Genomic DNA, 17,570 nt, shown 5'->3' with positions numbered 1-17,570 from the left:
GCCGTTTGATTTTAATATGTATCTTCCTGCCAGGAATTCCTCCCCCGTTATGAAAACCCGCGCCATCAACCAGTTCATCAATTTCTTCTGGACCATCGTGTGTTTCACGCCGGTACTCTGGTATTGGTATGCGGCCGGATGGGGAGCCTGGTCATGGATTATCCTCGGAATTTCCCTCATCCCCGCCTTCTTCCCCGACCCACTGCTCCGCCGGATGCAGCTCGCCAAAACCCGAAGAGGCTTCGAGCGCCTGGGCGCCAAAACTTTCCGTAAACTCACGCAGGACGGCGATTGGGCCAAAGCAGCCACACACAGCGCCGGCAGCACCATCGGCAACCTGGAGGGCGCGGAAAAATACCTCTCCACGATCCGGATGTACGAGAAATTCCACTGGATTTGCGGGGTCTTTTTCCTGCTGACAGCCCTGCACGCTTGTGCAAACGGATACTGGATAGCGGGGTTGCTCGTTACTATCTCCAATGGCATCTTCAACTTCGCCGCGATCGTTTTGCAGCAATACAACCGGCTGCGGATCACCAGTGCGCTGATCAATGCGCGGCGCATCCGTCAGTAAACGGCAATGGCCGACTCCTTCCGGAAACGGCCATTCACAATGGTATTTTTCCTGTTTACTTGATTTTTCGCGGATTTGCTCCAAATATCTCCCGTAAAGGTCCACCGCCGCGGTTTCATCGCCGGCCCTCAAAAGCCGGAACAATTGTTGGTCATTATGTTGTACGGTTTATTGCAATGCCGGTGTCGTCCTTCCTTCGAGCAAACTAAAAATAAATCGGCAGTAAAAGAAGGTCAAGTCAGTCGCCGGCGTCCATACACGCTGATTATCAGGCGGGAATTGTTGCAGGATAGATGTACGTTATATCACTTCCCCGGCATAGGGAACACCTGGTGCGTTTGCGCCCATTGGCGCCATTGGGCAGATAGCCGCGCCACCACTTCGGGGTGCCGGGCGGCGAGGTCGTTCATCTCCGATTCATCTTCCCGGATGCGGTAGAGCCGCCAGGTGCTGTCGCCCGAGAGCGACACCAGCTTCCATTCCCCGTTGCGCGCAAACCGGGCGCCGAAATGTTCGTTGAACAGCGTCCGGTCTACATCCCCTTTTCCTTCCAAAGCAGGTTTGAGGCTGATGCCGGTATACGGGAGGATAGGATGGCCCTTGTAGGATGAAGGATACTCCGCCCCTGCCAGTTCGAGAAAAGTAGGCATAAAATCCATGACATGGCCCACCTGACCGGAGAATCCACCTTTCTGCCGGATGCCCTTCGGCCACCACGCGATCATCGGCGTACGCACCCCGCCTTCGTACGACTGCGCCTTGGCGAACTGGTAAGGCGTATTCGCCACATTCGCCCAGCGCTCTCCGATGGACGCAAAACTCGTCTGCGCACCGGGCATCACATCCTTCCCGACCGGGTAATGGATGGTGCGGCCGTCGCGGGTCTGGCCGGGACGGTCGAACCCAGGGCCATAACGCATGCAGTTTTCTGGACTGGCGCCGTTGTCGCTCAGGAACACGATGAGCGTGTTCTCCAGTTCCCCGGATGCCTTCAGCGCCTGCAGGATGCGGCCGATGCCCTGGTCCATCCGGTCCACCATCGCGGCATGAACAGCCATGGCGCGGGCGTCCCAGGCTTTGTCGGGGTTATTGTCCCAGTTTAGCTTGTTGCCGGTACGCGGCGGAAGCGGTGTCGTATTCGGATCGATGATCCCCTTTTCGGCCATGCGTTGGTACCGCGCTTCACGGATGGCGTCCCACCCCGCCGTGTAGATATTTTCATATTTGGCGATTTCCTCCGGCGGCGCCTGCAGGGGCCAGTGCGGCGCGGTGTGAGCTACATAGAGGAAAAAAGGCTTCCCTTCCCGCCCGAACTCCCGGATATACGCCACAGCGGAATCGTTGATGGCGTCGGTATGATAATAGCCCTCTGGAACGGTTTCCACCGGCTCGGTGCCGTTCACAAGGCTGAAGGGGTCGAAGAAGTCCACCACGCCAAAGATGTTGCCGAAGTATTTTTCGAACCCGCGGTTTACGGGGTATTGTTCAACGGGTGAAAAGTAAGGATGCGAAGCCTGGTGGTTCAGCCATTGCAACTGCGCTTCCCGCGTAGGTTGTTCGATGGTGTTGGACACATGCCATTTGCCCGACATAGCCGTCCGGTATCCCGCGCTGCGAAGCACTTCCGCGAGTGTGACGGTATTGGTGCCGAGGGCGCCGCGGTAGCCGGGCTCCTTGCGGGCGGCCGTCATTTCCCCTATGCCTGCCTGCTGGTTATAGAGGCCCGTCAGCAGGGAAGCGCGCGTGGGGCAGCAGCGGGAAGTGTTGTAAAACCGGGTAAAGCGCAGGCCGTTACTGGCGAGGAAATCGAGGTTCGGGGTATGGATTTCACCGCCGTAGCAGCCCAGGTCGGAATACCCGAGGTCGTCCGCAAGGATGAGGACGATATTGGGCCGCTCGTCTTTCTTCGCCCCTTTGTTGCCTTTCCGGCTGCCGGCGCAGGACGCCAGCGCAAGGCCCGCCAGCATTAACCAGGTCGTGTTTTTCATATCGTACGTGGAAATATTTTATATTAAAATAGACATCCCTCCGCCAATTTCCACCCCCGGAAACGATCCGGCGAAATATTGAAACGAATTGACGAAACAATGGCATAATTTAGGTCTTCACCTATACCGGCCTGGCATAAAAAAACCTGCAGTGCTGCAGGTTTCCTTTCTCTAAAACACTCAAATGTATATCCAGTTTATGATTTCAGCCAGTTCAACAGGTCTTTATTGATTGTCTCATGTTCCGTGGTCGGCATCCCGTGCGGGAAGCCCGGATAAGATATCAGCGTGCCCTTTTTCGCGAGTTTGGCGGATTTGGGCGCAGCGTTTTCGTACGGCACGATCTGGTCGTCTTCCCCGTGCATGATCAGCACCGGGATGTCCACGCCTTTCAGGTCTTCCGTGAAATCCGTTTCGGAGAACGCCTTGATGCAATCGTAGTGCGCTTTGATGGAGCCCATCATCCCCTGGCGCCACCAGTAGTCCTGGATGCCTTTGGATACTTTCGCGCCTTCGCGGTTGTAGCCATAGAAGGGAAAGGTGATGTCCTGGTAGAATTGTGCGCGGTGTTTGGCCGTATTGTTCCGTATATCGTCGAACACCGAGATATCCACGCCGCCGGGGTTGCTGTCGGATTTTACCATCACGGGCGGCACAGCGCTGATGAGTACGGCCCTTGCCACGCGGCCTTTCCCGAATTTATGCGCATACCGGATCACTTCTCCGCCGCCGGTGGAATGCCCCACATGGATCGCATCCTTCAGGTCGAGGTGCTTCGCCAGTTCGTGCACGTCTTCGGCGTAAGTGTCCATGTCGTGGCCGCCGGCCGACTGCCCGGAGCGCCCATGCCCGCGCCTGTCGTGCGCTATCACCCGGTATCCCTGTTCCAGGAAGAAAAACATCTGCACGTCCCAGTCGTCGGCCGACAGCGGCCATCCGTGGTGGAACACGATCGGCTGGCCGGTTCCCCAATCCTTGTAAAACATTTTCGTTCCGTCTCTTAAAGTGATCTTGCTCATTGGATTCGATTTAAATGTGAAAAAGATTTCTATTGCGGTCCAATCTACGCAGCCCGTTGTTTTCCAGGAACTTGAACACGAATTCCGGCAACCGAATACAGGATCCGGTCAACGAATGGTTTCCGTCAGGCCGCCATTTTTTTACAACCGATAATTTTAACTTGTTCGCTACTACCCTATATTTAACACCAACCCCATCATATAAGCATATCCCGGCATACAATAAAAAACGGGCACCGGTATAACTGGCGCCCGTTGCATTGTCGGGGATTTGCTTTGCGCAGGTGATGTTTTTTAGAGGTTACCGTACCAGCCCTGGAGAGTCAGGTAGGAATAAATTTGTCTCGCTCGGTAGCGCATGGGCGTACCATTCACAGTGCCGGTCCATTCTTCGATCGTTTCCATCCCGTCGAAGGAATGGTTCGTATGGCTCACACTCATCACGTACCCGTCTACCGTGATGTAATCCGGGTCCAGCGGGTCACCGTATACTACCATCGTGGCGGTACCGCCGGTGGTGAGGTTCACGGTATAGCTGGCCGGTGCAGGTGTATGCGGGTAATCATCCCAGGTTTTGAAGCCGGAAATCATACAGAAGGCCTTCGATACGGCGGCGTGGGCCTGGGAGATATTTATATTGGGCAATAATGCTATGGACGCAAACAGGGTAAAAAGAAGGATCTTTTTCATGGGTTTTAATTTACCCGAGGTGAGAAAATGAAGGAACAGCCCACGCAAAGCAGCAGAAAAGCCAGGTGTAACACCGGTCAACGGAAAGGGAAGCTACCGGCACGGAGGCCGGTAGCTTAGGGTTATCGGTTCCTTTCCTTTACCAACCGAATATTTGTTTCAGCGCAGGGTTCAGCACCGTCTGTTGCTGGGGAACGGGTTTATAGTAAAATTTGGGCTCGGTGAATGTCCGCGGCTGGTCGCGGTCTACAGTGAACAGGATGCGGCCTTTGGTGCCCTCGGAGAGGAAGAAGTTGTTATCCTTCCCGGCGGCATCTTTGAGGTGGAATTTCGTGAGGTTCTTCTTCACATCTTCCGGCAGACCTGCGATGGGGGACTCGTCGTTCGGAGAGGCCAGGATGGCAATATCGGGGTTACCGTCGCCCGTTACGTCCATGGCACCGAGCGCAGGCACATACATGCCGCCCTGTACGTCCTGGAGGCGGGCGCCAGCTTTCCAGCGCATCAGATCGGCATAGCGGAAGCCCTCACAAGCCAGCTCTACCCTTCTTTCCCGGCGCAGCTCCAGCAGCAGGCCGCTGGCCACACCCGGATATTGGGCCGCCAGTACGGGATCCGCCGCAGGCGCCAAAGTCATGGCGGGCATTTCCACGCGGTCGCGCAGCAGGTTCACGGTATTGTTAAGATCGGCCAGCGTGATCGTTCCCAGCTCTGCCTTCGCCTCAGCGAGGTTCAGCAACACTTCGGCGTAGCGGAAGATCGGCAGGGCGGTATAGTTGGCATCCCATCCCTGGCGCTGCGATGGCAAACGGGGATAGAATTTCACCTGGTCGTACCCGCCGATAGTAGGCTTGGTGATGTACGGCTTCCCGTCCAGGTTCGGTGAAAACCCGGGCGACGCGAAAGTTTCATTCATACGGGGATCACGGTCCTTCAGCACCTCCAGCAACGTTTTGGTGGCGTAGCCGGGCTGTGCGGTGAAAGGCGTACCGTCCTTCATAAGATATGTTTCGGCCAGGCTGTTGCTTAGCGCCCAGAGATAACCCAACACGGTATGCGTATTGTTGGAAGCGCCCAGTGTCTGCTGGTTATCCTCCCACATGATCACTTCCTTCACGCCACTCAGCGTGGCGCTGCAAAACAGGGCACGGTAATCCTCCCCGATCTTCCCTGTATTGTGAATGGCAAACCGGTTGCTGCCCATGATCTGTTCGGACGCCCATACGGAACGTTCCAGGAAGCGCTTGTGGTCGGCGGACAGATTCAGCTCCGGATGGTACTTCCGGTAGGTGCCTTCATACAGGCCGAAACGGCTCAGCAAGGTCAGCGCCACCCATTTGCTCACCCGGGTGCGGTTACCCTCGTCGGGCTTAATATGCGCTGCCGCATAGTTCAGGTCGGCCAGAATGGAGTCTGCTATAAGGGCGCGGGTATCGCGGCCTTTGTACAGGTCCGGATCGTCGTTCGACAGGGTCTTGCCGTACCAGGGCACGTCGGAATAGTCGCGCAGCTTGTTGAAATAAAATAGTGCCCTGAAAAATTTACCGATACCGACAAAATGCCGGATGGCCGCACCGTCGCCCTGTGCCTTTCCGGAATTTTCGAGCATGAAGTTAATGCGGCGCAGGCGGTCCCAATCGTTCCAGCCACCTACCGTTACCGGGGTTATCGTGCCGCGCACGAGATTATCCACGTAAATGGATGCCTGGTAGTTGCTCGTATTGTCGGACTGGATATCGTCGTACGAAGGGCCAAGTTGGCCATAAAGCCCGTTGGTGTAGGTTTCGAGGTCCTGCGGGGAATTGAAGAACACTTCTTTGGTTACTTCGGTTTTCGGAAAGCGGTCCAGGAAGTTCTTCTTGCACGATACCGCCGCCGCAGTCACCAATCCGAAACATATATACAGCTTGATCTTTTTCATGTGTTGTTTGCTTATCCGTTAAAAATTCAGGTTCAGGCCGCCGGAATAGGTTTGCTGGAAAGGATACACGGAACCGTCCAGTCCTTCCGGATCGATTTTCGCTTTCAGGTGCGATCTGGTCCAGATATTTTCCGCGCTAAAGTAAAAGCGCAGTCTTTCGATCCGGGCTTTGCGGGTGAAGTTGCCGGGCAGTGTATAACCTACGGTAATGTTCTTCAGGCGCAGGTAGGCCGCGTTTTGGAGGTAACCGGTTTGCGCGGCACCCAATTCGGACGCATCTTCGGCGATATAGGATTTCAGGCGGGGGAAGTAGCCGTTTGGGTTTTCAGGCGTCCAGGCGTCGAGGTTGTGCACCTGCACGTTGGTCCAGGGTTGTGCGTACACGCCCCAGAAATAGTGGTTGCTGGGATTGGGGTACCAGTCGCGCTTGCCGATGCCCTGGAAGAACACCCGCAGATCGAAGCCTTTCCAGTCGCCACTCAGGTCCACGCTATACGGCAGGCGCATGCGGTTGTTGCCGATAATGTGGCGGTCGCCGGGGTCGGTTACGGTATTTTTGCCATAATCCACTTTTCCGTCGCCGTTCCGATCAGCGAACTTCAGGTCGCCCACATAGAACTTGAGTTTCTGGTCATCGGAGCCAACCGCGGTCTGGTCGGCCCATTTCTGCAGCTCTTGTTCCGACTGGAAGAACCCTGCCGAAGTGAAGCCCCAGATCTCACCCAGCTCCTCTCCTACATAACGGTCGCCGATCAGGCGGGTCGGGTTGTCGAATTTGGTGATGTACGCGCGGCTGTCGGCCAGGATGAAGCGGGCCGAATAGTTCAGCGGGGAACCGCTTACGGTCACATGGTCGCTCCATTTAAAGCTCAGCTCCCAACCGTTCGTCTTCAGCGAAGCGCCGTTCTGGTTCGGTTCTGCCGTACCGAAAACGGAAGGCAGCGTTTTGGATTTCACGAGCATGCCTTCCGTTTCGCGGGTATAGATATCCGCGTCGATGGTCAGGCGGTTGTTCAGCCAGGCCATGTTGAAGCCGAAGTTGCGCGTCTTGATCTTTTCCCAGGTCAGCGAAGCGGAAACGGCGCCGGGCTGGTTCACCATCATGGGGCGCGAGCCGTCCAGGATCTGGCCGATCTGGCCCGATGCCATCGTGGGAATGTAAGCGTACGGCTGCGAAATCGCCTGGTTGCCCAGCGAACCGTAGGACCCGCGGAATTTCAGGTAATCAAGGCGGATGCGTTGTGCAATGGGTTTGAAGAACTGCTCTCCCGTAACCACCCATCCCGCAGATACGGAGGGAAAAAAGCCCCAGCGGTCTTTGGAAGGGAAGCGCGATGTACCGTCGTAACGTCCATTCAGTTCCAGGATGTACTTGTCGTCATAGATATAGTTCAGGCGATAAAACAGCCCCTGCACCGCCCAATCGGCGATGGACTGCGACTGCGTAACGGTTCCGGTAGCCAGCTGCGGCGTAGGCAGCGATGTGCTGATGAGGCCCTGCCGCGTAGCGCGGGCAGACTCGTCGTAACGGTATTCCTGGTTGTAGCCGGCAAGCGCCTGCACATAATGCTTCTTCGCGATCGTTTTATGGAAATCGGTATAAACGTTGAATACGTTGTATCGCGCGGCATCCGCGCCCGTAGTGGCGTAGGAAGGATTGGCGCCCGAGTACTTCACGGGCTGGCCGGGGCCGTCATAGTAGGGAACCGATATATCGAAAGAATGGATGGTATTGTTGGTGCGGCGGATGGTAGCGTCGCCCTTCAGGTCCCACATGTCTTTGATGATGTTCAGCTCGCCGTTCAGCGTAGCGGTATACTCATTGATATAGCTCTTCGTGCGGCCGCCTTCCTCCAGCCTGCCGAGAAGGTATGCACCGTCCTTGGTCCAGCTGCCGTCAGGGTTCCGGGGAACGGAGAGCGCCGCCGTGCGATTCAACTCATGGAAAAAGTTGCCGTCGAGGAACACGGGCGAGTTGTAATCCCGGCTTGTAAAAGTGGTATTGGCCCCCAGCTTGATGCGGTCGCTCAGCTGGTAGTTCACTTTCGCGCGGAGGTTGTAACGGTTCATGATATCGTTGCCATACTTCAGCTGCCCTTCGTACCGGAAGTACTCGCCGGAAAGGTAATAAGCCACTTTGTCGCTCTTCCTGGAAACGCTGAAGTTGGTGGTGGAGGCAGGAGCGGCGTTCCGGTAAGCTTCATGCAGCCAGTCGGTAGTACCATAGTATGCGTATTTGGTAGCATCGGTGGGATCCACGATCACCGCGGGGAGCGAGGGATCGGCGGAGCGTTTCTTTGCGTATTCGCGCACGGCGTCCGGGTACAGGTTGTACAGCGGTGTGGCGGCGCGGTGTTTATAATCCATGGTAAGGTACGGGTCTGTCACAATCTCGGGTACCGCACCCAGGTTACGCAGGGCGTAATTGGTGTTGACGGATACGGACAACTTATCCGAAGTACCCGATTTGGTGGTGATGAGCACCACGCCGAAGGCGGCGCGGGCGCCGTAAATCGCGGCGGCGGATGCGTCTTTCAGCACGGTGATATTCTCAATATCGGCCGGGTTGAGGCGGTTCAGTTCATCGCCCGTTGCCGGGATGTTATCGACCAGGATGAAAGGCCCGCCACCCGAAAGCGAGGTATAACCACGCACATTGAACGAGGGATTGGAGGTCACGCGGCCGTTGCCCACGGTGATGTTCAGGTTCGGCAACAGCCCCTGCAGGCCATTGGCGATATTATTGATGGGGCGGTTCTGCAACTCCTTCCCGGAAACCATGTCTACCGCGCCGCTGAGGTTGATCTTTTTCTGTGCGCCATATCCCACAACTACTACTTCCGTCAGCCCGCTGGAGCCGTTTTTCAGTACGATGCGCAAGTCGCCTTCACCCGATCCGGCAGGCAATTCCTGGGATTCGTGGCCGATATAGGAAACGATGAGCGTGGCGTTGTCGGGGATTTCCAGGCTGAAGCGCCCTTCGGCATCGGTCTGCGTACCTCTGGTGGTACCTTTGACCATAATAGTCACGCCGATGAGCGGGGTACCATCTTCTGACAGTACGATCCCTTTTACAGGGCGCGCCTGTATGGTTTCGCCGGCGGGCGTGATCACGATCAGCTTGCCCGACAGAAGGCGAAAAGATAGGTTGGTTCCTGCCAGGGTCTCCCGCAGGATATCCATGACGTACGCATCTTTTACGCGGATGTTCACTGTTTTGTCAGGGATGGTTACGTTGCGGTAAAGGAAAGTATAATCGCTTTTTTTGCTTACCAGCGTCAACAGCTTCCTGATGTTGATGTTCGCGTAATCCAGACTGAGCTTTTCCTGCGAATATCCATTTGCGCTTACCTGCAGAAACGCAGCCAGCAGCAGTACGGAAGTCAATTTCATACGCAGTAATATTTTTTTTAATCGCTCTTCAGGTACAGGTAAAATGCATGTACGGATTTTTTTCATACTTTTGAATTGTCGGTTGAATAAAAGGGCCGTCCCCATGTTCTCAAGACAAGGCGGCAGTTATCAGCCAACAGACAAAAAGGAGGTGTAGCCGCACTTCCTTTTTTTGTTGGCCATCAGTAGCGGAGTTGAAATGCTATATCATAGGCGCAGCTTTTTTGTACTTAAATGGTTTACCAGATTTCAATTTGATTTCCTTCCTGCATACGGTACCGGAACTGCAAGGTGAGTTGCAAGGCCTGCAGCACTTCGGATAGCGGTTTGTTATTAAAGGCGCCGGAGAATACCTCGCCTTTGAGCTTATCATTTTGTAGCGTAATCTTTACATCATACCATCTTTCCAGTTCATTAACCAATTGCTCGAACGTCACGTTTTCAAATTCCAGGCGGCCCTGCATCCAGGCGGGCTCTTTGCTGGCGGCCGCTATCGATCCGTCTGCCGGGTCGGGCTGTATTACAGCTACCGGCACGGGCCTGAGGGCAGGCGCTGGCGCGTCGTCCAGGACCGGCAGGTCGATCACCACCCTTTCCAGTGGTTGTAACCGGATCTGCGCTTCTTCTCCTTTCGTTTTATAGGCTACTTCCACCTTCCCGGAAATCAGGTAAGTTTCCACGCGGCGGTCATTGGGATAGGCTTTCAGGTTGAAGGTCGTACCCAGCACGCGCACATCCACTTTGCCCGTTTGAATGATAAAAGGATGTTCCGCACTGGCCTTCACGTCGAAGAACCCCTCTCCCGTAAGACGCACCACCCTTTCGCCGCGTGCCAGGGCCGCGGAGTCATAGGTCAGCTTGCTGCCGGCATTGAGTATCACGCGCGATCCGTCGGGCAGCTGCACTTCCTTCTTCGTGACGCCAAAAGCCGTTTCGGCGACAGACGGGCGCGCCGGCTCTCCCGCCATAAAATATAATACTCCGCCTGCACCTGCCAGCAGCAGCAAGCCTGCCGCTGCCATCCAGCGCACAGGCAGCCGCCTGCGGACCGCCGGAGCCGGGGTTTGCGCCAGCAGCTCGTCGATCTGGCGAAGCCCGCGCCTTTTGCGCGCCAGCTCCTCTTCCGTAGCGGCGTCGCCGGGCTTGGGAAGCGGCGTCAGCTTCTCCACCATGTTCAGGGTATACTGGAGCCCCGGCTCAGCCGCCAGCAGCGCCGCCAGCTCTTCGAGCTCCGCGTCCGTCGCCTCTCCGGCCATCCTCCTGGACATCAATATGAATAGTCTCTCGTGTGAATCGTGCATCTATTTGGATCCTTTTACATCTGAAGGACGAGCACTTATTTCAAAAACCCCCAAAACGATCCAAAAAAATATTTCTTCCGCGGAGCGCGCCGGACAAACGTTTGCAGCAAGCATCGGAATAAAAGGGTATGTATTATTTCCCATTTAATTTGCCTATTTTACAACACGACAGTGAGACATTCTTTTTTTCATCGCCCGATTTGTTAACTTTAGCATAATCTACGTATGATAAATTGCAGCTGGTATGATTGACACTGCAGCCTTATTCAGGAAAATGACGGAGGAAAACGACCAACAGGCTTTCCGGCAATTTTATGACCACTTCTTCGTGACGCTTTTCCGGTTCACCTGTTCTTTACTGAAAGACCGGGAAGCTGCGGAAGAAATCACGCATGACGTATTCGTGCAGTGCTGGCAGAAGCGCCATATGCTGGGCGATGTTCGCAATCCGCAGGTGTATCTGTTCGTGGCGGCACGCAACAAGGTGGTGGATCATACCCGCCGGCAATCCGCGCAGCGCAACATTCCCCTGCATGAGAGCGACGAAGGGCAGCTGCAGTTCTCCCCCGATCCGGAACAATTGCTTATTACTTCCGAAATGATGGGAAAGATAGAAGAAGCCATCCGCGAGCTCCCGCCCAAATGCCGCGAAGTGTTTATTCTCGTGAAACAATACGGCCTGCGCTATAAAGAAGCCGCGGCCATCCTGGACCTCTCCGCCAAAACAGTGGAAAACCAGCTGGCCATCGCGCTGAAGAAGCTCTCCACCGCTGTGACTTTCCGGCTGGGTATGCAGGTCATGAAGAAGATTGATCCCCTTACGATATGAAAAAGGCCCGCCGGAATGGCGGGCCTTTTTATTTGCAATCAGTCTTGTTACGCCTCGTCGCGTACCTCCACCTTGGCGATGCGGTGCTGGTCCATCTGCTTCACTTCAAAGCGAAGCCCGCGCCAATTAATGCTGTCGCCCGGGGCGGGGATGCGCCCCAGCCGGTCGAGGATGAAGCCGCCCAGGGTGGCGAAGTTCACGAGGTTGATTTTCTTCTGGTCAGCCGGGATGTGCATCCGTTCGAGGAATTCCACGAAAGGAATCTGTGCGTCCACGAGCATGGCGCCATCGTCCTGCCGTTTCATTTCATATTCAAATTCATTCGTTTCTGAAATATCCCCCACCAACGCATCCACGATATCATTGATGGTGATCATCCCTTTCACCGCGCCGAACTCGTCGACCACCATGCCCTGGTAAATCCTCTCCTTGCGAAAGAGGTCGAGGATCTGGTAAGTGCGGTTATGCGTGGTAACGAGGAGCAATTTCTTTTTGTAGGATTCCAGCTGCCGGAGGGATTCGGTGAGGTTGTCGTTCAGCAGGTCTTTGGAGTATACGAAGCCATAAACCGAATCGAGGTCGCCGTTGGTGAGCGGGTACAACGTGTGTTTATTGGAAAGGATTTTTTTCCGGTTGACGTCCGCGGGATCGTTCACATTGAGCCACACCAGTTCATTGCGGGGCGTCATGAGCGTGGAAGCCTGGCGGTCGCCGAGGTTGAACACGTTCTGGATGAGCGCTTTCTCCGTTTCTTCGATCACGCCGCCCTGGTGGCTTTCGGCGATGATGACTTTCAATTCCTCTTCCGAATGGATGTCACCGTGCTCGTGTACGGGTGTGATTCCAACGAGCTTCAGGATCGCGTTGGCGAAACCATTCAGCATCCAGATAAACGGGCGGAAGATCACATAGAATACCTTCAGTGGCAGCGCCACCGCGAAAGTGGTGGGCACCGGTTTGCGGATCGCGAGCGATTTGGGCGCCAGCTCGCCGAAAACAATATGCAGCACGGTAATACAGAAAAACGCCACCGGCAGGGCGATCTTGTGCGCCGTCGCCGGATCGATCGTAAGGCCCATTGCACCAAAAAGGGATAAGATAAGGGTCGTCATTACGTCCTCACCCACCCAGCCAAGCCCCAGCGAAGCCAGGGTGATCCCCAGCTGTGTAGCGGCCAGGTAACCGTCGAGGTTGTTGACGATGCTCCGCGCCACGTTGGACACGGCGGCGCTGCGGCCGGCGCTTACTTCGATTTGTGAAGAACGCACTTTCACAATGGCGAATTCAGCAGCTACGAAGAAGCCGTTCAGCAAAACGAGGAATAAAGTAAGCAGGATATCGAAAGTCATTTTGTCTTAAAAGTTAAACCATAAAGATATGGTTTACTGTCACTTTCCGCAAGTTGTTTTCACTACGGTTGTGAGAGACGCCACCATCGCCAATGCCGCCCGGATCGCCCTCGGCGCGGGGCTTGTTTTCACGGGCATCGCGCACCTTTCTTTCAAGCGCCGGGAATTCCAGGCGCAGGTTCCGGATTGGGTATCCCTCAGAAAAGACGATACCGTCGTCTATTCCGGGATCGCGGAAATCACACTCGGCAGCGCGCTTATCCTCTGCAACAAACGCCAGCGCAAACCCACCGGCAAAATCGCCGCGGCTTTCTTCACCGCCGTGTTCCCCGGGAATATTTCGCAGTATGTCAACAAACGAAATGCTTTCGGCCTGGATACCGACCGGAAACGCTTCGCCCGCCTGCTGTTCCAGCCGCCGCTCGTATATTGGGCGCTGAAGTGTACGCATAACAAATGAAGCGCGGCGATACATAACCGTTGATCATATTTTCATGGGACATTGCGAAATAAATAGTATATTCACTATACAGATCAATCAAAAGGAAAAGGAGCGATAAAAAACAATGCAAATATTCGCTCACATCCCGTCAATATAGCGTCAGAGATAAGCAAGCGCCCCGGGGGCGACATTCAACATTTAACCAGAGAAGCCACAGGGAGTAAGATCCGTATTCGTGAACACTGAAATCGTCCGACTGTACCATGTTCCATCGTTATGTAATTTTTGCCATCGGCCTCACCGCCGCATTTTCTTCCTGCAACACCCACTCGCAGCAACATACCGCCGAAGTGATGCCGGATTCCGTCGATTATAACTTCCATATCCGCCCGATATTATCCGACAAATGTTTCGCCTGCCACGGCCCCGACGCCAACAAGCGCGAAGCCGGACTGCGGCTCGACATTGCGGACAGCGCCTACAAAGCCCTGCAGGAATCGCCCGATCTGCACGCCCTCGTGCCCGGGAACCCCAGGGCATCGGCCGTGTACCTGCGCATCACCACCGAAGACAGCTCCCTGCGCATGCCCCCGCCCACATCCAACATGGCGCTCAACGCCCATGAAATCAAAATGATCGAAAAATGGATCAAACAGGGCGCGAAATATAAACCCCACTGGGCGTTCGTTCCTCCCGCCTCCCCCGCCCTCCCCGCGGTTGACGACGAATCATGGCCCCGCAATGAAATCGACCGCTTCGTGCTCGCCCGCATGGAAGAAAAAGGCCTCGCCCCCAACCCGCAGGCCGACCGCGAACGGCTCCTCAAACGCCTCAGCATCGATCTCACCGGCCTCCCGCCCTCCGCCGCGCGCATGGAACGCTTCGCCAAAGACACCACCGAAAAAGGATATGAGCGAATGGTAGACGAGCTCCTGGCCGACAGCGCCTACGGCGAAAAAATGGCCATCCACTGGATGGACGTTGCCCGTTACGCCGATTCCCACGGGTACCAGGACGACAACATCCGCACCATGTGGCCCTGGCGCGACTGGGTCATCTACGCCTTCAATAAAAATCTCTCCTACAAAGATTTCGTTACCTGGCAACTCGCCGGCGACATGATGCCGGACGGCGGGCGCGAACAGCTGCTGGCTTCGGGCTTCAACCGGAATCATAAAATCACCGAAGAAGGCGGCGTTATCGACGAGGAATACCGCGTGTCGTATGTGCTCGACCGCGCCAATACCTTCAGTAAAAGCCTCATCGGCATCACCATGGAGTGCGCCCAGTGCCACGATCATAAATACGACCCCTTCTCCCAGAAAGAATATTTCGAGCTGTACGCTTTCTTCAACAACGTGAAGGAAGTAGGGCTTGAATCCACCGTGGGCGGGCCGGAAACGTACGCCAAGAAGCCCTACATGGAAATCACGAAAGAAGACCTGGCCGGAACGCTCCGATTCATTAACCAGCAGGATACCAACCGGCTCATCGTGTCTGTTATGGGCGACCAGGAAGAAGTCCGGAAAACCTTTGTGCTGGGGCGCGGCGTGTACGACAATCCCACCATCGAAGTGCAGCCCGGCACACCCGCTTCCGTGATGCCGTTCAACGCCACCTATCCTTCCAACAGGCTGGGGCTGGCTTCCTGGCTCTTCGATCCTAAAAACCCGCTGACGGCCCGCGTGTTCGTTAACCAGATGTGGCAGCAGGTGTTTGGCAAAGGTATCGTCAAAAGCACGGGCGATTTCGGGATGCAGGGCGACCTGCCCAGCCACCCGCAGTTGCTCGACTGGCTCGCCGTGGATTTCATGAATCATGGCTGGGATATGAAAAGACTGATGAAACAGATGGTTATGTCACAAACCTACCGGCAATCTGCCACCATCTCCAAAGACAAGCTGGAAGCCGATCCGGATAATATCTACCTGGCGCGCGGCCCGCGTTTCCGGCTGCCGGCCGAAATGGTGCGCGACCTTGTGCTGGAATCGAGCGGATTGCTCGTGCACACCATCGGCGGGCCCAGCGTGAAACCTTACCAGCCCGAAGGATTGTGGGAACTCGCTACTTCCGGCAGGGGGCAGCTCGCCACTTACCGGCAGGATCACGGCGAAAGTTTGTACCGCCGCGGGTTGTACACCTTCATCAAAAGAACGGTGCCGCCGCCATCCATGATGCTGTTCGACGCCAGCAACCGCGACCAGTGCGAAGTAAAGCGCTCGGCTACGAATACGCCATTGCAGGCGCTCATCATGCTCAACGACCCCACAGTGCTGGAAGCCTCGCGCGTGTATGCGGGGAAATTACTGCAACAGGGCGGCGATGCGGAAAAAAATATCCGCCAGGCCTTCCGCAGTATCGTTTGCAGAACGCCATCGCTGAAGGAAATGGATGTGCTCGCCAAATACTATGCGCAGCAGCAGTCATGGTTCAAGTCGCGCCCCGCCGAAGCCGCGAAGCTCCTGCAACATGGGGAGTACCCCCAGGCAGAGGGGCTTGACAAACCGTCGTGGGCGGCGATGATGCAGGTCATTACCACCATCTACAACCTCGAAGAAACGTTATCCAAAACCTGAATCCTCCGTTCAGCCTAAATAATCGCATCATGAAAAACGAATTCATAGAGCGCCACCTCAACATGAACCGCCGCAAATTCCTCTCGAACCTGAGCCTGGGTGTAGGAAGCGTGGCGCTGGGATCTTTGCTCATCCCCGACCTCTTCGGTAGCAGCAGCGAAAGCGAGGCCGCGTTCATGCCAGGTGTGCCGCACTTCGCTCCGAAGGCCAAACGGGTGATCTACCTCTTTCAAAATGGCGCGCCCTCGCAGCTCGAGAGCTTCGACTACAAACCGAAGCTCCGCGAAATGATGGGCCAGGAACTCCCCGCCTCCATCCGCATGGGGCAACGGCTGACGGGGATGACGGCCGGACAATCGTCGTTCCCCCTCGTCGGCTCCTATTACGACTTCCAGCAATACGGCGAGGCCCGCGCCTGGGTGAGCGACCTCTTCCCGCACACGGCTAAAATCGTGGACGACATCTGCATCGTGCGGTCGATGTTCACGGAAGCCATCAACCACGATCCGGCGCTGACGTTCTTCCAGACCGGCGCGCAGCAGGGCAACCGTGCGAGCTTCGGGTCGTGGGCGAGTTATGGGCTGGGAAGCGAAAACAAGAACCTGCCGGCCTTTTGCGTATTGCTTTCCCGCGGGAAAGGCAACGGGCAAGGCGTGTACTCCAAGCTCTGGACCAACGGCTTCCTCGACAGCATCCACCAGGGCGTGCAGTTCAGCAGCGGCGACAACCCCGTGCTGTACCTCAACAACCCCAACGGCATCGATTCCACCAACCGGCGGCAGATGCTTGACCAGCTGGCGGCATTGAACGACCAGTCGTACCAGGAGTTCGGCGACCCGGAAATCAGCACCAAGATCCAGCAATATGAAATGGCGTACCGGATGCAAACGGCGGTGCCGGAACTGACCGATTTGTCGAAGGAACCGGACGACATCATCAAGCTTTACGGCCCGGAGTGCCTCGTTCCCGGCACTTTCGCCGCCAATTGCCTGCTGGCCCGGAAGCTCTCCGAAAGCGGGGTCCGCTTCATCCAGCTGTACCACCAGGGATGGGACCAGCACGGTAACCTGCCGAATGAAATGGCCGGTCAGGCCAAAGACGTGGACCGCGCTTCCGCGGCACTCATCACCGACCTCAAGCAGCGCGGCCTGCTCGATGAAACGCTGGTGATCTGGGGCGGTGAATTCGGTCGCACCAATTACTGCCAGGGCAAGATGACCGCCGACAACTACGGGCGCGATCATCACCCCCGCTGCTTTTCCATCTGGATGGCCGGTGGCGGCGTAAAACCCGGCATCGTATACGGCGAAACCGACGAATTCGGGTACAACATCGTCAAAGATCCCGTGCATGTACACGACTTCCATGCCACCGTATTGCACCTCATGGGGCTCGATCACGAAAAACTCATCTTCAAACACCAGGGCCGCCGCTACCGGCTTACAGATGTTGCGGGACAAGTACTCCCCGGACTGATGGCCTAAATAT

General features: G+C 55.9%; 12 protein-coding genes. 5 read left to right on the top strand and 7 right to left on the bottom strand.

From position 1 onward, the window contains the following. Window positions 1–49: 49 nt before the first annotated feature. Window positions 50–574, top strand: a complete 525-nt coding sequence (locus WJU16_RS23060; RefSeq protein WP_341835711.1) for a hypothetical protein — start codon at window positions 50–52, stop codon at window positions 572–574. Window positions 575–879: 305 nt separating this feature from the next. Here the strand turns inward: WJU16_RS23060 and WJU16_RS23055 are convergent, their stop codons facing one another. The 6 genes from WJU16_RS23055 to WJU16_RS23030 form a co-directional block, all read right to left on the bottom strand. Further along, a complete protein-coding gene (locus WJU16_RS23055; protein ID WP_341835710.1) occupies window positions 880–2,562 on the bottom strand; it encodes an arylsulfatase in 1,683 nt (560 codons plus the stop codon). A gap of 197 nt (window positions 2,563–2,759) precedes the next feature. Beyond that, a complete protein-coding gene (locus WJU16_RS23050) occupies window positions 2,760–3,581 on the bottom strand; it encodes an alpha/beta hydrolase (protein ID WP_341835709.1) in 822 nt (273 codons plus the stop codon). A 294-nt stretch (window positions 3,582–3,875) separates the two neighbouring features. Beyond that, window positions 3,876–4,271: a hypothetical protein gene (locus tag WJU16_RS23045; RefSeq protein ID WP_341835708.1), complete on the bottom strand. Its 396-nt coding sequence runs from the start codon at window positions 4,269–4,271 to the stop codon at window positions 3,876–3,878. 139 nt (window positions 4,272–4,410) lie between these two features. After that, window positions 4,411–6,192: a RagB/SusD family nutrient uptake outer membrane protein gene (locus WJU16_RS23040; protein ID WP_341835707.1), complete on the bottom strand. Its 1,782-nt coding sequence runs from the start codon at window positions 6,190–6,192 to the stop codon at window positions 4,411–4,413. 18 nt (window positions 6,193–6,210) lie between these two features. After that, window positions 6,211–9,585 (bottom strand): SusC/RagA family TonB-linked outer membrane protein, encoded by a 3,375-nt coding sequence (locus WJU16_RS23035; protein ID WP_341835706.1) that lies wholly within the window; start codon window positions 9,583–9,585, stop codon window positions 6,211–6,213. Window positions 9,586–9,824: 239 nt separating this feature from the next. Next, complete coding sequence (locus tag WJU16_RS23030; protein WP_341835705.1) at window positions 9,825–10,853, bottom strand: FecR domain-containing protein; 1,029 nt, start codon at window positions 10,851–10,853, stop codon at window positions 9,825–9,827. 277 nt (window positions 10,854–11,130) lie between these two features. On the opposite strand from WJU16_RS23030, the gene WJU16_RS23025 reads away from it, so the two are divergent. Next, window positions 11,131–11,715: an RNA polymerase sigma-70 factor gene (locus WJU16_RS23025; RefSeq protein ID WP_341835704.1), complete on the top strand. Its 585-nt coding sequence runs from the start codon at window positions 11,131–11,133 to the stop codon at window positions 11,713–11,715. A gap of 47 nt (window positions 11,716–11,762) precedes the next feature. Here the strand turns inward: WJU16_RS23025 and WJU16_RS23020 are convergent, their stop codons facing one another. Continuing rightward, window positions 11,763–13,064 (bottom strand): hemolysin family protein, encoded by a 1,302-nt coding sequence (locus WJU16_RS23020; RefSeq protein ID WP_341835703.1) that lies wholly within the window; start codon window positions 13,062–13,064, stop codon window positions 11,763–11,765. 28 nt (window positions 13,065–13,092) lie between these two features. Here WJU16_RS23020 and WJU16_RS23015 point away from each other — a divergent pair, with 28 nt between their 5' ends. The 3 genes from WJU16_RS23015 (at window position 13,093) to WJU16_RS23005 (ending at window position 17,566) form a co-directional block, all read left to right on the top strand. Further along, window positions 13,093–13,524, top strand: a complete 432-nt coding sequence (locus WJU16_RS23015) for a hypothetical protein (protein ID WP_341835702.1) — start codon at window positions 13,093–13,095, stop codon at window positions 13,522–13,524. 245 nt (window positions 13,525–13,769) lie between these two features. After that, window positions 13,770–16,082 carry a PSD1 and planctomycete cytochrome C domain-containing protein gene (locus WJU16_RS23010; protein WP_341835701.1) on the top strand — a complete coding sequence of 771 codons (2,313 nt, stop codon included), beginning with the start codon at window positions 13,770–13,772 and terminating at the stop codon, window positions 16,080–16,082. Window positions 16,083–16,111: 29 nt separating this feature from the next. Next, window positions 16,112–17,566, top strand: coding sequence for a DUF1501 domain-containing protein (locus WJU16_RS23005; protein WP_341835700.1), 1,455 nt, complete (start codon window positions 16,112–16,114; stop codon window positions 17,564–17,566). Window positions 17,567–17,570: the final 4 nt, after the last annotated feature.

It is taken from the genome of Chitinophaga pollutisoli (assembly GCF_038396755.1).
Taxonomy (GTDB): Bacteria; Bacteroidota; Bacteroidia; order Chitinophagales; family Chitinophagaceae; genus Chitinophaga; species Chitinophaga pollutisoli.
Note: the sequence above shows the minus strand (reverse complement) of the source record. Positions and strands in the feature narration are given on the sequence as shown.

Bases quoted from the DNA above. Each gene is read 5' to 3' on its own strand.
- WJU16_RS23060 (WP_341835711.1), top strand. From the start codon at position 50: ATGAAAACCCGCGCCATCAACCAGTTCATCAATTTCTTCTGGACCATC.
- WJU16_RS23055 (WP_341835710.1), bottom strand. From the start codon at position 2,562: ATGAAAAACACGACCTGGTTAATGCTGGCGGGCCTTGCGCTGGCGTCC.
- WJU16_RS23050 (WP_341835709.1), bottom strand. From the start codon at position 3,581: ATGAGCAAGATCACTTTAAGAGACGGAACGAAAATGTTTTACAAGGAT.
- WJU16_RS23045 (WP_341835708.1), bottom strand. From the start codon at position 4,271: ATGAAAAAGATCCTTCTTTTTACCCTGTTTGCGTCCATAGCATTATTG.
- WJU16_RS23040 (WP_341835707.1), bottom strand. From the start codon at position 6,192: ATGAAAAAGATCAAGCTGTATATATGTTTCGGATTGGTGACTGCGGCG.
- WJU16_RS23035 (WP_341835706.1), bottom strand. From the start codon at position 9,585: ATGAAATTGACTTCCGTACTGCTGCTGGCTGCGTTTCTGCAGGTAAGC.
- WJU16_RS23030 (WP_341835705.1), bottom strand. From the start codon at position 10,853: ATGTCCAGGAGGATGGCCGGAGAGGCGACGGACGCGGAGCTCGAAGAG.
- WJU16_RS23025 (WP_341835704.1), top strand. From the start codon at position 11,131: ATGATTGACACTGCAGCCTTATTCAGGAAAATGACGGAGGAAAACGAC.
- WJU16_RS23020 (WP_341835703.1), bottom strand. From the start codon at position 13,064: ATGACTTTCGATATCCTGCTTACTTTATTCCTCGTTTTGCTGAACGGC.
- WJU16_RS23015 (WP_341835702.1), top strand. From the start codon at position 13,093: ATGGTTTACTGTCACTTTCCGCAAGTTGTTTTCACTACGGTTGTGAGA.
- WJU16_RS23010 (WP_341835701.1), top strand. From the start codon at position 13,770: ATGTTCCATCGTTATGTAATTTTTGCCATCGGCCTCACCGCCGCATTT.
- WJU16_RS23005 (WP_341835700.1), top strand. From the start codon at position 16,112: ATGAAAAACGAATTCATAGAGCGCCACCTCAACATGAACCGCCGCAAA.